The organism is Marivita sp. (assembly GCF_051859345.1).
GTDB lineage: Bacteria > Pseudomonadota > Alphaproteobacteria > Rhodobacterales > Rhodobacteraceae > Marivita.
In genome coordinates, this window is sequence record NZ_JBHYFV010000011.1 from 63,886 (window position 1) to 76,996 (window position 13,111).

The 13,111-nt window shown below is 60.4% G+C and carries 14 protein-coding genes; 2 read left to right on the plus strand and 12 right to left on the minus strand.

What is annotated here, in order from left to right:
- Positions 1–2: 2 nt before the first annotated feature.
- From ACTIEN_RS09445 to scpA, 6 genes are all read right to left on the minus strand, one after another.
- On the minus strand, positions 3–374 hold the full coding sequence (locus ACTIEN_RS09445) for a hypothetical protein (protein ID WP_439522879.1): 372 nt from the start codon (positions 372–374) through the stop codon (positions 3–5).
- Between the two features lie 35 nt (positions 375–409).
- Complete coding sequence (locus ACTIEN_RS09450) at positions 410–1,441, minus strand: endonuclease/exonuclease/phosphatase family protein (RefSeq protein WP_439522880.1); 1,032 nt, start codon at positions 1,439–1,441, stop codon at positions 410–412.
- 21 nt (positions 1,442–1,462) lie between these two features.
- Positions 1,463–2,146: a TerB family tellurite resistance protein gene (locus ACTIEN_RS09455; protein WP_439522881.1), complete on the minus strand. Its 684-nt coding sequence runs from the start codon at positions 2,144–2,146 to the stop codon at positions 1,463–1,465.
- Positions 2,147–2,188: 42 nt separating this feature from the next.
- Positions 2,189–2,668, minus strand: coding sequence for a GNAT family N-acetyltransferase (locus ACTIEN_RS09460; protein WP_439522882.1), 480 nt, complete (start codon positions 2,666–2,668; stop codon positions 2,189–2,191).
- The gene (locus ACTIEN_RS09465) at positions 2,665–3,282 is read right to left on the minus strand and encodes a VOC family protein (protein ID WP_439522883.1); all 618 of its coding nucleotides are present in this window, start codon (positions 3,280–3,282) and stop codon (positions 2,665–2,667) included. Before ACTIEN_RS09465 ends, ACTIEN_RS09460 begins: the two co-directional genes overlap by 4 nt.
- 78 nt (positions 3,283–3,360) lie before the next feature.
- Positions 3,361–5,490, minus strand: coding sequence for a methylmalonyl-CoA mutase (gene scpA / locus ACTIEN_RS09470; RefSeq protein ID WP_439522884.1), 2,130 nt, complete (start codon positions 5,488–5,490; stop codon positions 3,361–3,363).
- A gap of 195 nt (positions 5,491–5,685) precedes the next feature.
- Between scpA and ACTIEN_RS09475 the strand changes: the two genes are divergently transcribed.
- Positions 5,686–6,159: a DUF4174 domain-containing protein gene (locus tag ACTIEN_RS09475; RefSeq protein ID WP_439522885.1), complete on the plus strand. Its 474-nt coding sequence runs from the start codon at positions 5,686–5,688 to the stop codon at positions 6,157–6,159.
- A gap of 72 nt (positions 6,160–6,231) precedes the next feature.
- Here ACTIEN_RS09475 and ACTIEN_RS09480 read toward each other — a convergent pair whose 3' ends face one another.
- From ACTIEN_RS09480 to ACTIEN_RS09505, 6 genes are all read right to left on the minus strand, one after another.
- Entirely contained in the window at positions 6,232–8,232 is a 2,001-nt protein-coding gene (locus ACTIEN_RS09480; RefSeq protein ID WP_439522886.1) for an acetyl-CoA carboxylase biotin carboxylase subunit, read from the minus strand.
- Between the two features lie 132 nt (positions 8,233–8,364).
- Positions 8,365–8,580, minus strand: a complete 216-nt coding sequence (locus ACTIEN_RS09485; protein WP_439522887.1) for a hypothetical protein — start codon at positions 8,578–8,580, stop codon at positions 8,365–8,367.
- Between the two features lie 337 nt (positions 8,581–8,917).
- The gene (locus tag ACTIEN_RS09490) at positions 8,918–9,277 is read right to left on the minus strand and encodes a hypothetical protein (RefSeq protein WP_439522888.1); all 360 of its coding nucleotides are present in this window, start codon (positions 9,275–9,277) and stop codon (positions 8,918–8,920) included.
- A gap of 63 nt (positions 9,278–9,340) precedes the next feature.
- Complete coding sequence (locus tag ACTIEN_RS09495; protein ID WP_439522889.1) at positions 9,341–9,487, minus strand: hypothetical protein; 147 nt, start codon at positions 9,485–9,487, stop codon at positions 9,341–9,343.
- A gap of 214 nt (positions 9,488–9,701) precedes the next feature.
- Positions 9,702–10,109: a DUF6497 family protein gene (locus ACTIEN_RS09500; RefSeq protein ID WP_439522890.1), complete on the minus strand. Its 408-nt coding sequence runs from the start codon at positions 10,107–10,109 to the stop codon at positions 9,702–9,704.
- Between the two features lie 49 nt (positions 10,110–10,158).
- Positions 10,159–11,691: an acyl-CoA carboxylase subunit beta gene (locus tag ACTIEN_RS09505; RefSeq protein WP_439522891.1), complete on the minus strand. Its 1,533-nt coding sequence runs from the start codon at positions 11,689–11,691 to the stop codon at positions 10,159–10,161.
- A 176-nt stretch (positions 11,692–11,867) separates the two neighbouring features.
- Between ACTIEN_RS09505 and ACTIEN_RS09510 the strand changes: the two genes are divergently transcribed.
- The gene (locus tag ACTIEN_RS09510) at positions 11,868–13,097 is read left to right on the plus strand and encodes a multidrug effflux MFS transporter (protein ID WP_439522892.1); all 1,230 of its coding nucleotides are present in this window, start codon (positions 11,868–11,870) and stop codon (positions 13,095–13,097) included.
- The last annotated feature ends 14 nt before the right edge of the window (positions 13,098–13,111 follow it).

Sequence of the window (13,111 nt, forward strand, 5' to 3'; positions counted from 1 at the left end):
CCTCAGATATCGATCTCACCCTCTTCCGGCGCGGGCAACGTGTCGGGGGTGGGCATATCCGGCTTGCGTTTCAGCAGGATATCCCCGTTGGGCAGAACCACGGGCGGCTCGTAGGCCGACCAATCCTCGACCTGCGCCATCAGATCGCGCAAGGCCGGACCCATCTCTTCGGCAAAGCTGCGGATTGCCGGTTCCATATCCTCGGCCAAACCCTCAAGCTCGCGAAACGCGGGCTCCATTTCGTCCATCAGCCCCCGAAAGAAAAGCTTTGCGCCCTCTTCCATGAGGCTGGTGCCCTTGTCAGTCTCCTCTTGCGCCAGCGCGCCAAAGGGGATCAGGACCAAGGCAAGTGCAACTGCGGAAATCTGTTTCATGAAAATCATATAAGCGATCTGAAATCGGATTTCACCTACAGGTCAATATCAAGCGTCACCGGGAAATGATCCGACGCCGTCAATAAGGCCTCGCGCAGTTCCGGTGTCTTCCAGCACGTCGGATCGTCGAACGGATGCCAGATCCGCCATCTGCGCGCCTTGGCCCGCAAATCCGGCGACACCATGACGTAATCCAGAAGTGCCTGCAGATACCGTTCGTCCTGCGAGATATAGAACCGTGCCGTGGTGGGTTGCGGCCCGATCCGCCGTAACAACGCCTTCGAGGCATGCGGATCGAACAGCGCGCGATCGCCGGTCCCGAGGATGATCTCGACCGAACTGCGCCCGAACAGGTGTTCGTATTCATCCAGTCCCGGACCATCGTTCAGGTCTCCCATCACGATCATCGGATCACCGGCGACCAGATGTTCCTCGATCCGGGTGCGCAGCCAGATCGCCTGCGCCAGTTGCTTGCGGCGGTTGGCAATCGACAGCCGCATCACCTCGTCGCGATTGGTGGCGCCATGTGGCGCTTTCGATTTCAGATGCGCACCGATCAACCGGACGGTCTGGCCGGTGGATCGTACGGTCATCGCCACCTCAAGTGGCGGTTTTGAGAACGCCACCTTGTCCTCGGTTGCGTCGATATCCAGGTCAATCCGGAAAGTGCCGTCAAAACGGGGCGCGCCACCAACCTGCGGCGCTCCGGGAACCGGGGCCTGTCCCTTGGGATCGTGCTGCACCAACACGACGTCAGGATCATATAAAGCCGCAATTTCCTGCTGGGTGTCATTGCTGAAACCCAGCACCGCCTTGCGCGCCCGCAGATCGAACGCCTTGGCAAAGCCTTCAAGCGCCCGCACCGTGTCGCGCTGCCGGTTGGTGTCCGGGGCTTCGATGATCATCACCACATCCACGTTCAACGCGGTGAACACGATGCCAAGGGCTTCGGTCTGCATGGCTTTGGTCACATCATAACGCGCCGACCACGACCCATCGACGACAAGCTGCCCGGTATCGTCGAACAACGAATCGAACCATTCAATGTTGTAAGTGGCAATTCTCATCGGGGCCGCATCACGCCCACATCAGGCATGTTCGCGCGCCGAGATGTCTTCCCATGCGCGGTTGATGTCGATCAGGCGACGTTCCGACAGTTTCACCGCTTCTTCGGGGACGCCGCGTGCGATCATCTTGTCCGGATGACTTTCCCTGACAAGCTGACGCCAAGTGGCGCGAATTTCGCTCAATGGCATATCCGGCGTGACACCCAGCACCTCGAACGGGTCCGGATCGGCGTCCGGAACAAAGCGCGATTTCAGGCTGCGGAACGATCCCTCTGGCAGATCGAAAATCTCGGCCACGCGCAGCAGGAACGCCTCTTCGCCCGGATGATAACTGCCATCCGCCATCGCGATATGAAACAGCCCCTCCATCAGGTCGCAAAGCGTGCCCCGATCACCCCCGAACATGGCGCGGATGCGCTTAGCGTATTCCTCGAACCCGGCCACGTCCTGACGGGCAAGGTTGAACACCCGCGCCGCGCCTGCTTCGTCTTCGGGCGGAATGTGGAACACCTCGCGAAAGGCCATGACCTCGTCGCGTGTGACCAGACCATCCGCCTTGGCCATCTTTGCCGACAGGGCGATCACGGCGATGGTAAACGCGACGGTCTTTTCCGGCGGTGTGCGCAGTTTGTCGAAAACGGCGGCAAGCCCCTCACCCGAAGCAAGGGCCGAAAGAGCATCCGCAATGCGCGACCAGATCGACATGGGCGTACTCTATGCCAAAGCGCCGATTTTGTCAGTGCGGCATCAGAGCCTTTTCTGCATCAGCACAAGGTCGATCCAGCGGTCGAACTTGAACCCCACTTCGGACAGGGTTGCGACCTCGACAAAGCCGATGGCAGCATGAAAATCCCGTCCCGATGGGTTTTCACCGCTGATTCCAGCCCAAAGTGAATGCACATTGTCTTTGCGTGCCTCTGTCTCAAGCGCGCTCATCAATGCGCGCCCTGCCCCGATCCCGCGTGCGTGCGGTGCAAGTGCGATGGAATGTTCCTTGGTACGCGCATAGCCGGGGCCATTGCGAAACGGAAAATAGCTGGCATAGCCCGCCGCCACGCCATCCACCTCGACCACTTGAAACGCCACCCCCCGCGTCGCGATATCCTCGCGCAGATAATCCACGCTCTTGCGCTCCGAGGTAAAGGTGATGGTCGTGTTGTCGATCACGTCGTTCAGGATCACCGTCAATGCCTCGGCATCTTCGGCGCGCGCAGGGCGAATGATCATGTAAGGATGCGCCTGCCACTGGTTGTCAGGAAGACCGCCTGCATCATCCGACCAGCCGTGGTTTGGTACAGCACGCGGTCGTCATCGAACACCGGGGCCAGCCGCGCCTTGAGATCGGCCACATCCGGCCCGCAGATCGTCAACGCCTCGAGCCGCAGGCCCGCACTTTGCAGCGTTGTTCCCGGAGGTGTGTCGGTGTGCCATTGAATGATCGCCGGAAACTGCCCGTCAAAGGGCAAGCGGCCATCTGGCGGCACCAGCATGGTCCAGCTCAGATCACCTCGTGTCAGATGAACCGGCTCTCCCGCTTCGGGGAACATCGCCTGCGCTTCGGCAATGTCGGAACAGCGCAGAATCCACTTGTCCAATTGCGCCGGTCCGTCGAAGTCATCCAATCCGAACCACCGCGGGTAGTCCGGTGTCGGCTGCGATGGATCAGGCGCAATGGCTTCGAAATACAGCCCCTGTTCCAGCCCCAGAAGCCGGTTGTGCGTGGCGTAATGCGTGTGTTGTCCTCCTGGCCCCAGGGGCAGACCAAACGCCTCTTCGCTATGCGTGACAGCCGCATCCAGCGTTTCGCCCGCAACCGCAATGTGATCCAGTTCGAATGTCATACCCGCATTGACACACGCGCCGGATTTTCCGTCAACGGAAAATCGCGGACGCGTTGACGCGTCCCGTTGCGCCCTATGTCACCCACGCGCCTCGCGGATCAACCGCAGAATGTCTTGCGCCGCCTCGGGGATGTTTGTTCCCGGTCCAAAGATCGCCTTGACCCCCGCGTCATACAGGAACTGGTAATCCTGCTGCGGAATGACCCCGCCGCAGATCACCAGGATATCCCCCGCACCCTGCGCTTTCAGCTCTTTCACCAGTTCCGGTGCCAGCGTCTTGTGGCCCGCCGCCTGGCTTGAAATCCCGATCACATGTACATCGTTGTCAATGGCGTCCTGCGCCGCCTCGGCAGGTGTCTGGAACAATGGCCCCACATCGACGTCAAAGCCGATATCGGCAAAGGCCGTGGCGATGACCTTTGCACCCCGGTCATGCCCGTCCTGTCCCATCTTCACCACCAGCATGCGTGGACGGCGGCCTTCGTCTTCGGCGAACGCCTCAACCGCGCGTTGAATGGCGGCAAAGCCTTCGTCACCTTCGTATGCCGCGCCATAGACACCTGCCAAAGTCTTCACCTCGGCCCGGTGGCGGCCAAACACTTTTTCCATCGCCATGCTGATCTCTCCTACCGAGGCGCGCGCGCGGGACGCTTCAACCGCCGCTTCCAACAGATTGCCACCTTCGGCAGCGCGTTTTTCCAGTTCCGCCAGTGCCGCATCGCAGGCCGCCTGATCGCGGGTTGCGCGGATTTTCTCAAGCCGCGCGATCTGCGACTTGCGCACCGCCACGTTATCGACATCCAGAATGTCGATCTGGTCTTCGGTGTCGCGGCGATACTTGTTCACCCCGACGATCACGTCTTCACCCCGGTCAATCAGCGCCTGCCGCGTGGCCGCCGTTTCCTCGATCCGTAGCTTGGGCATGCCGCTCGCCACCGCCTTGGTCATGCCGCCCATCTCGTCGACTTCCGCGATCAGCTTCCAGGCTTCCTCGGCCAGATCATGGGTCAGCTTTTCAACGTAATAAGACCCCGCCAGAGGATCGACCACATTGGTGACGCCGGTTTCTTCCTGCAAGATCAATTGGGTATTGCGCGCAATGCGGGCCGAGAATTCCGTCGGTAACGCAATTGCCTCGTCCAGGGCGTTGGTGTGCAGCGACTGGGTTCCCCCCAGAACCGCGCTCATCGCCTCATAGGCGGTGCGGATCACGTTGTTATAGGGATCCTGCTCGGCCAAACTCACCCCCGAGGTCTGGCAATGGGTGCGCAACATCTTGGAGCGGTCGCTCTTGGCCCCCAGATCGTCCATGATCCGATACCACAGCATCCGCGCCGCGCGCAGCTTGGCCGCTTCCATGAAGAAGTTCTTGCCAATGGCGAAAAAGAACGACAGCCGTCCAGCGAACTTGTCTACGTCCATGCCCCGCGCCATCGCGGTCTTGACGTATTCCTTGCCGTCGGCCAGCGTGTAGGCCAATTCCTGCACAAGGTTCGCACCCGCCTCCTGCATGTGATAGCCGGAGATCGAGATCGAGTTGAATTTCGGCATGTTGTCCGAGGTATATTCGATGATGTCCGCAATGATCCGCATCGACGGTTCCGGCGGATAGACATAGGTGTTGCGCACCATGAATTCCTTGAGGATGTCATTCTGGATCGTCCCCGACAGGACCGAGCGGTCATGCCCCTGCTCCTCTCCCGCCACGATAAACGAGGCAAGGATCGGAATGACCGCGCCGTTCATCGTCATCGACACCGACACCTGATCCAGCGGGATACCGTCGAAGAGGATTTTCATGTCCTCGACCGAATCAATCGCCACCCCGGCCTTGCCGACATCGCCAAGAACCCGTTCGTGATCGCTGTCATAACCCCGATGCGTCGCCAGATCGAAAGCCACCGACACACCCTGCTGACCGGCAGCCAGATTGCGGCGGTAAAAGGCGTTTGATTCCTCAGCCGTCGAAAACCCGGCATATTGCCGAATCGTCCACGGTCGCCCGGCATACATCGTCGCCTTGACGCCACGGGTGAACGGCGCTTCTCCGGGGATGGTGCCCAGATGCGGCAGGCCCTCGATATCCTCGGCGGTGTAAAGCGGCTGAACGTCGATCCCTTCGAGCGTCTTCCACGTCAGATCATCAACGGATTTTCCGCGCAATTCGGCTTCGGCAAGGCCGCGCCAGATGTCTTTTTGGGCTGTCATTGGTGTCGTCATCCTTTTGTCTTCGCGGACGCGGCACCCCAAACGGGTACGGCACTTCGCGGGGAAAGTCGTTGGGAACGGGTCGCGGATGGGCCGTTGACCCCCTCGTCACCCGATTGAAAGGCGGTCACATTTTTGCAATTCGCACACCATCGTGCCTTCGCATTGTGATCCACACGCCCTATGTTCTGGAACATGAACAAGCTTTTTTCCGTGATGCTGGCTGCACTGATGCTCTGCTCTCCCGTTTCGGGACAGACACAAGAAGACAGCCCGACAGTTGACGATCTGTCCGTCGACATGATCCGGTCAGCAGAAAACGTGACGCTGGACGAATTCCTGTGGATCAAGCGACCCATCGTCGTCTTCGCCGACAGCCCCGCCGATCCGAGATATGTGCAGCAAATGCAATACCTCACAGACGACCTGTACGCATTGGATGTCCGCGACGTGGTGATCATCACGGATACCGACCCGGCCGCCCGGTCAGCGGTGCGCACCCAACTCAGACCGCGCGGCTTCATGCTGGCCGTGATCGACAAGGACGGCCAGGTCAAGCAGCGCAAACCGCTGCCCTGGAGCGTGCGCGAAATCAGCCGTGCCATCGACAAGATGCCAACCCGCCAGCAGGAAATCCAGGATCGGACCGAGGGGTTGCCTCGGGGGTAAATTGGCGCGGTCCCGGTGCGGCAAGGCCACACCGGTTGCCATGTGTTTATGATGGCCCCGCCGGTCATGGGGTTACTCAAACTCCATGATCACGTCATCCACGGCAAGACTGTCACCCGCCGCCGCGTTGATCTTGGACACGGTGCCTTTGCGTTCGGCGCGCAGGATGTTCTCCATCTTCATCGCCTCGACCGTGCAGAGCGCCTGTCCCTCCTGAACCTCGTCACCCTCTGTGACATTGACCTTCACGATCAGCCCCGGCATCGGGCACAGCAGCAGTTTCGAGGTATCCGCCGCGACCTTTTCGGGCATCATGCGCGCAAGTTCCGCCTGACGCGGGGTGCGCACATGCACCTTGAGATCGGCACCGCGCGTCCGGATCCGGAACCCGCCCGACACTTTGCCGACCTTCATCACAAGCGGCGTGTCATCGACACTCATCCGGGCCAGCTGATCCCCCGGCGTCCAGTCACCGCTGATACGCAATTCGGTGTCATCGGCAAAGCGTACCGTCGATCCGTCATGGTCAGCGGCAATGGTCACGTCGAAACTCTCGCCTTGCAAGGTGACGTTCCAGTCTTCCCCGACACGGCGTTCGTGATTGTCGAGCGTGCCGGAAATGCGCGCGCGCCGGATCTCGGCCACCCGGTTCATCGCCGCACAGGCCGCCGCCACGCGTTTCAGCGCATCCTCATCCAGCGTCACACCTTCAAAGCCGTCGGGATATTCCTCGGCGATAAAGGCGGTGGTCATCTCCCCCGAGATGAACTTGGGATGATCCATCACCGCCGCCACAAACGGCAGGTTGTGGCCGATTCCCTCGACCTCGAAACTGTCCAGAGCGTTGCGCATCGTCTCGATCGCCTCGGCGCGGGTCGGTGCCCAGGTACACAGCTTGGCGATCATCGGGTCGTAATACATGGAGATCTCGCCGCCTTCGAACACGCCCGTGTCGTTGCGCACGATCCCGTCGCCAAGCGCCCCTTCTGCGGGCGGACGATAGCGCGTCAGACGGCCAATCGAGGGCAGGAACCCGCGATACGGGTCTTCGGCGTAAAGCCGGTTCTCGATGGCCCAGCCGTTGATCTTTACATCGTCCTGGGTGATCGACAGCGGCTCGCCGTTGGCCACGCGGATCATCTGTTCGACCAGATCGACTCCGGTGATCAGTTCGGTCACGGGATGTTCCACCTGCAAGCGGGTGTTCATCTCAAGGAAATAGAAATTCCGGTCGCCATCGACGATGAATTCCACCGTGCCCGCACTGGCATAGCCAACCGCCTTGGCCAGCGCGACCGACTGTTCGCCCATCGCCTTGCGGGTCGCCTCGTCCAGAAACGGCGACGGCGCTTCTTCGACAACCTTCTGGTTGCGGCGCTGGATGCTGCATTCGCGTTCGTTCAGGTAAATCCCGTTGCCATGTCCATCACACAGCACCTGAATTTCGATGTGCCGCGGTTGCGTGACGAATTTCTCGATGAAAATGCGATCATCGCCAAAGCTGTTGGCCGCCTCGTTCTTGGATGACTGGAACCCCTCGCGGGCTTCCTCGTCGTCCCAGGCGATCCGCATGCCTTTGCCACCACCACCGGCGCTGGCCTTGATCATCACCGGATACCCAACCTCGTTCGAGATTTTTACCGCCTCGTCCGCATCCGCGATCAGGCCCATATAGCCCGGCACGGTGTTCACCCCAGCCTCCTGCGCGATCTTCTTCGAGGTGATCTTGTCGCCCATCGCCTCGATCGCCTTGACCGGCGGTCCGACAAACGCCACACCTTCGGCCTCCAACGCCTGTGCAAACTTGGGGTTTTCCGACAGGAACCCATAGCCCGGATGCACCGCCTGCGCGCCCGACTTGCGGATCGCCTCCATCACCTTGTCGATAACGATATAGGACTGGTTAGCGGGCGGCGGGCCGATATGCACCGCCTCGTCGGCCATCTCGACATGCAGCGCGTGTTTGTCCGCGTCCGAATAGATCGCCACCGTCTTGATGCCCATCTTGCGGGCCGTCTTGATCACCCGGCAGGCGATCTCGCCCCGGTTGGCAATCAGGATCTTGTCGAACATGTCTGTCCCTTTCGTTTCGTCTTTTCTTGGCCAAAGGCACAGGCCCCGGCAGATGGCATGAAAAAACCGCCAGAGCGCGGGGCCCTGGCGGTCGAAAACCGTGAGTGGAAAAATGAGGGGCGGGTCGCCGCGTCAGCAGCGTTCCGGATAGGTCTGGCAATAGGCGACATTGGCCGCGCCGCCGACTGCGGCCCCGGTAAGCGGGTCGCCCCCGGTTGCAACGGCTGTGCCTGCGCCGGTTGCGCCGCCCAGCAATGCCTGTTCGCCCAAGGTTTCACCGCAGGCCGCGAGTCCGAGCAGAGCCACGAGCGCCGCTGCAACGGAGGGTTTGATCTTGTGGATGTGCATGTGTCTGCTCCTTTGAAAAGACTAGCCTCTGAAGGAGTAACACCCAGGATCCCGCTAAGGTTCCAGCATTGTTTGGAAAACGGGTCGGTTTGGGCAATTCCTTGCCTCACCCTGTAACACTTTGATCCGGAAAAGAAAAAGTCGGGCGCTTGGCATGGGGTATGACCAAGACGCCCGACAGGGGAAGGGTAACGGTGAACAAATGACGTGATCTGCCAACGCCATGCCACTAGGAACACGTCCACACTGCCACAATCGCCTGACGCGTCAATCATCGCGTTGACACAACCCAAGGTATCGGCCTTTCCCCGCCCAAAATCACCCTGCGTAAGCGGCATCATGCCCATTCCCCGTCGTCAAATGCCTCGGGAAAGGCCGCGCGCGCTGCGGTCTCGTTGATGATCAGCAGCGACTCATAGCTTTCGGGATCGAACGGGTCGTCATAAGGCAACACTTCGCGCCCGAACAGCCAGCTGAGTCGCCCCGCATCCAGATTGCCCCGCTCGAACGGTTCATCGCCGAACTGCCGCCAGAGGGCCGCCATGAACGCCACATCGGCCCGCTTGTCGGGCGGTCGGCGGTCACGGTAGCGGTCGCGCCGGATCAGCGGGGTCACACCCTTGGGGTTCGGCCTGCGGATGACAAACTGGAAATCGGTGCCGGGAAGCCGCCCCGGAAAGCCGCGATGCTTCAGCATGGGACACCCCCGCGAAGCAATCGGGAAAAGGGGGCGGGCGCCTCGGCCCGCCCCGTTTTAGGTTTACTTGTACTTGCCTGTATAAGCGGGTTCGTGGCTGATCGGCTCTGGGTCGATAACCACAAACTCTTCTTCAGCCTGCTTTTGTGCACACGCCGAAAGCGCTGCAAAAAGACCGACTGCGGCAAGAAGCCTGATGCTCTTGGACATCTTGTTCTCCTGTCAGGTTCTAAGGACCCAACAAGACCTTCTGGTCCTGCCTGTCCCCGGTTCGAGGTAATGACTGCTTGGGTGCAGTCGGCCCGAGAATACCCTGAAAAGGCGCTGGAAAGATATCCACAGGCCGAGACATCCCGCCCCTGTGACGCAAAAGACTCAACCCCCGCAGGGCGTACCCAAGAGGTCGCAACATGTTGTGGACGCATTAGAAAAACTCCAAGATGCAGGTCTCGCCTTCGATGCGATAGGCCTCAAAAAACTGCACGACATCAGCGTTTGCCACCCCGAATTCGGTTTCGGTCTGGCCAAGGGAAATCACGATCTGGCTGGGCTGAGGCCCGGTATTCGCCACCCGCGGAATCGCGAAGGTTTCACACAGATGATGCATGTCGATCTCCACGTCTTCGTATTCCCGCCCCTCCTGCCCGATCTCGGGCGCGACGAACCGGAACCGGTAGACCAGCCCGCTGCCCGGCCTGTCCCACAGCATTTCCTGAAACGTCACCGGTTGGCCGGAGGGTACGGAAAGCAGGTCATCAGAGGCGAACACAGATGTCCCGAAAAACGCAAGCGCGCTCACCGTCAGACCCTGCCAAGCTCCACCCCTCGCCACTGATGACCTCCTCCCGTAGGGTGCGTGCTCGCACGCACCTTTTTCCCGATTAAAGCGGGATATTGTCGTGCTTCTTCCACGGCATTTCTTGCTTCTTCGACCGAAGCGCCGCAAAGGCCCGCGCCACCCGTTTGCGAGTTGAACGCGGCTGTATCACCTCGTCGATGAACCCACGCTCGGCGGCGACAAACGGATTGGCAAAGCGGTCTTCGTATTCCGCCGCATGGGCCGCGATCTTGGCCGCATCACCCAGATCGGCGCGGTGGATGATCTCGGTTGCGCCCTTGGCACCCATCACGGCGATCTGCGCTGTCGGCCAGGCATAGTTCATGTCGGCCCGAAGATGTTTGGACGCCATCACGTCATAGGCTCCGCCATAGGCCTTGCGGGTGATGACCGTCACCTTCGGCACCGTCGCCTCGCCATAGGCGAACAGCAGTTTTGCACCATGCTTGATGACGCCGTTATATTCCTGGCTGGTCCCCGGCAGGAAACCCGGCACATCCACCAGCGTCAGGATCGGGATGCCAAAGCAGTCGCAGAACCGCACGAACCGCGCCGCCTTGCGCGACGAATCGATGTCCAGAACCCCCGCCAGAACCATCGGCTGGTTGGCGACCACACCCACGGTCTGCCCCTCCATGCGGATAAAGCCGGTGATGATGTTCTTGGCAAAATCTTCCTGAATCTCGTAGAAATCCGCCTCGTCCGAGATCTTGTGGATCAGTTCCTTCATGTCATAGGGCGTGTTGGCGTTTTCCGGCACCAGCGTATCAAGCGAGGTTTCCAGCCGGTCCACATCATCGAAAAAGGGGCGCACCGGCGGCTTTTCGCGGTTGTTGAGCGGCAGGAAATCCACCAGACGCCGCACTTCGGCCAGTGCCTCGACATCGTTCTCGAACGCGCCATCCGCAACAGACGATTTGCGGGTGTGGGTTGTGGCCCCGCCCAGTTCCTCGGCTGTCACCTGTTCGTTGGTCACGGTCTTGACCACATCGGGGCCGGTGACGAACATGTAAGACGTGTCTTTCACCATGAAAATGAAATCGGTCATCGCAGGGCTGTAGACCGCCCCACCGGCGCATGGCCCCATGATGACACTGATCTGCGGCACCACACCTGATGCCATGATGTTACGCTGGAACACCTCGCCATAGCCGGCAAGGCTGTCGACGCCTTCCTGAATCCGCGCACCACCGGAATCGTTGATCCCGATGACCGGCGCACCATTCTGCATCGCCATATCCATGATCTTGCAGATCTTCATCGCGTGGGTGGCGCTGACCGATCCACCCAGAACGGTAAAGTCCTGCGAGAACACATAGACCATACGCCCGTTGACAGTACCCCAGCCGGTGACAACCCCGTCCCCTGCGGGTTTGTTGCCCTGCATCCCGAAATCGGTGCAGCGATGGGTGACGAACATGTCGTATTCTTCAAAGCTGTCCTCATCCAGCAGCAGTTCCACCCGCTCGCGCGCAGACAGCTTGCCGCGCGCATGCTGCGCGTCGATGCGTTTCTGCCCACCACCCAGACGGGCATCGGCGCGGCGGGTCTCCAACTCTTGCAGAATATCTTTCATGGACCGTCCCTTTTTCGCTTTGCGGGGAACATACTGCAGTGCGGCACCACCTCAAGTGTTAAAGAGCAAATTTGCAAACTATGGAAATAGAGCGAGTTGCAATATGCAAATTTGCAAATTGTATCGTTACGCCTGTTCATATGGACATTCCCGTATCCCGCGCGTAGCGATAGGTGATGAGTTACGCCTCCAAGGTTCGATTTCTCGACCGATCCACACCGCCGCATATTGTCACACTGATCCTGCTCGCAGGGCTTTCGGCGTTGGTAATGAACATCTTCCTGCCGTCCCTGCCCAACATGACGGCCTATTTCCAGACCGAATACTGGCTGATGCAACTGTCCGTCGCGGTCTATCTGGCGGTGAACGCGGTTCTGCAACTGGTGATCGGCCCGATCTCGGACAAGATGGGCCGCCGCCCGGTGATCCTCTGGGGGATCGGCGGGTTTTGCGTGGCCACTTTGGGCTGCATTTACGCGCCCGACATCTACACGTTCCTCGCCTTCCGCATGGCGCAGGCAGTGATCGTGACCGCAATGGTGCTGTCGCGCGCGGTGGTGCGCGATTGCGTGCCGCAGGATCAGGCGGCGTCGATGATCGGCTATGTCACCATGGGCATGGCCGTGGTGCCAATGATCGGTCCGGCCTTTGGCGGCGTGCTGGACCAGATGTTCGGCTGGCAGGCCAATTTCTGGCTGCTGCTTCTGCTTGGCCTTGGCCTGTTCTGGCTGACATGGAGCGACCTGGGCGAAACGGCCGCGGTGAGCGGACTGACCCTGCGCCAGCAATTCGCGCAATATCCCGAGCTTTTCTCCAGCCCGCGGTTCTGGGGCTATGCCGTGGCCGCAGCCATGTCTTCGGGCGCGTTTTTCGCCTACCTGGGCGGCGCGCCGTATGTCGGCACCGAGGTGTTCGGCATGTCACCCGCGGTTCTGGGCTTTTTCTTTGGCGCACCCGCCATCGGCTATTTTCTGGGTAACTTCGTGTCGGGTCGCTATTCGGCCCGGATCGGGGTGAACCGCATGGTTCTGGTGGGAACGGTCATCAACTGCACGGGTATCCTGCTGTCCATGCTGGTCTTCTGGCTGGGCCTTGGGACCGAATGGACGTTTTTCGGCTTCATGACCTTTGTCGGCCTTGGCAACGGCATGACCATCCCCAATGCCACAGCCGGCATGCTGTCGGTCCGCCCACATCTTGCAGGTACGGCATCGGGCCTTGGCGGTTCGATCATGCTGGGAGGCGGCGCGGGTCTTTCGGCGCTTGCCGGCGCATTGCTGGTGCCCGGCACCGGGCCGTGGCCGTTGCTCTGGATCATGCTGGCCACCGCGATCTGTGCGGTTGTCGCGATCCAGATGGTGATCTGGCGATCGGCACAGCTTGCAGGGCTGGACAGCGCGGGGTGAATTTGCAAACTCGG

Coding starts and splice junctions, on each gene's coding strand:
- ACTIEN_RS09445 (WP_439522879.1), bottom strand. CDS start 374: ATGAAACAGATTTCCGCAGTTGCACTTGCCTTGGTCCTGATCCCCTTT.
- ACTIEN_RS09450 (WP_439522880.1), bottom strand. CDS start 1,441: ATGAGAATTGCCACTTACAACATTGAATGGTTCGATTCGTTGTTCGAC.
- ACTIEN_RS09455 (WP_439522881.1), bottom strand. CDS start 2,146: ATGTCGATCTGGTCGCGCATTGCGGATGCTCTTTCGGCCCTTGCTTCG.
- ACTIEN_RS09460 (WP_439522882.1), bottom strand. CDS start 2,668: ATGATCATTCGCCCTGCGCGCGCCGAAGATGCCGAGGCATTGACGGTG.
- ACTIEN_RS09465 (WP_439522883.1), bottom strand. CDS start 3,282: ATGACATTCGAACTGGATCACATTGCGGTTGCGGGCGAAACGCTGGAT.
- scpA (WP_439522884.1), bottom strand. CDS start 5,490: ATGACAGCCCAAAAAGACATCTGGCGCGGCCTTGCCGAAGCCGAATTG.
- ACTIEN_RS09475 (WP_439522885.1), top strand. CDS start 5,686: ATGAACAAGCTTTTTTCCGTGATGCTGGCTGCACTGATGCTCTGCTCT.
- ACTIEN_RS09480 (WP_439522886.1), bottom strand. CDS start 8,232: ATGTTCGACAAGATCCTGATTGCCAACCGGGGCGAGATCGCCTGCCGG.
- ACTIEN_RS09485 (WP_439522887.1), bottom strand. CDS start 8,580: ATGCACATCCACAAGATCAAACCCTCCGTTGCAGCGGCGCTCGTGGCT.
- ACTIEN_RS09490 (WP_439522888.1), bottom strand. CDS start 9,277: ATGCTGAAGCATCGCGGCTTTCCGGGGCGGCTTCCCGGCACCGATTTC.
- ACTIEN_RS09495 (WP_439522889.1), bottom strand. CDS start 9,487: ATGTCCAAGAGCATCAGGCTTCTTGCCGCAGTCGGTCTTTTTGCAGCG.
- ACTIEN_RS09505 (WP_439522891.1), bottom strand. CDS start 11,691: ATGAAAGATATTCTGCAAGAGTTGGAGACCCGCCGCGCCGATGCCCGT.
- ACTIEN_RS09510 (WP_439522892.1), top strand. CDS start 11,868: ATGAGTTACGCCTCCAAGGTTCGATTTCTCGACCGATCCACACCGCCG.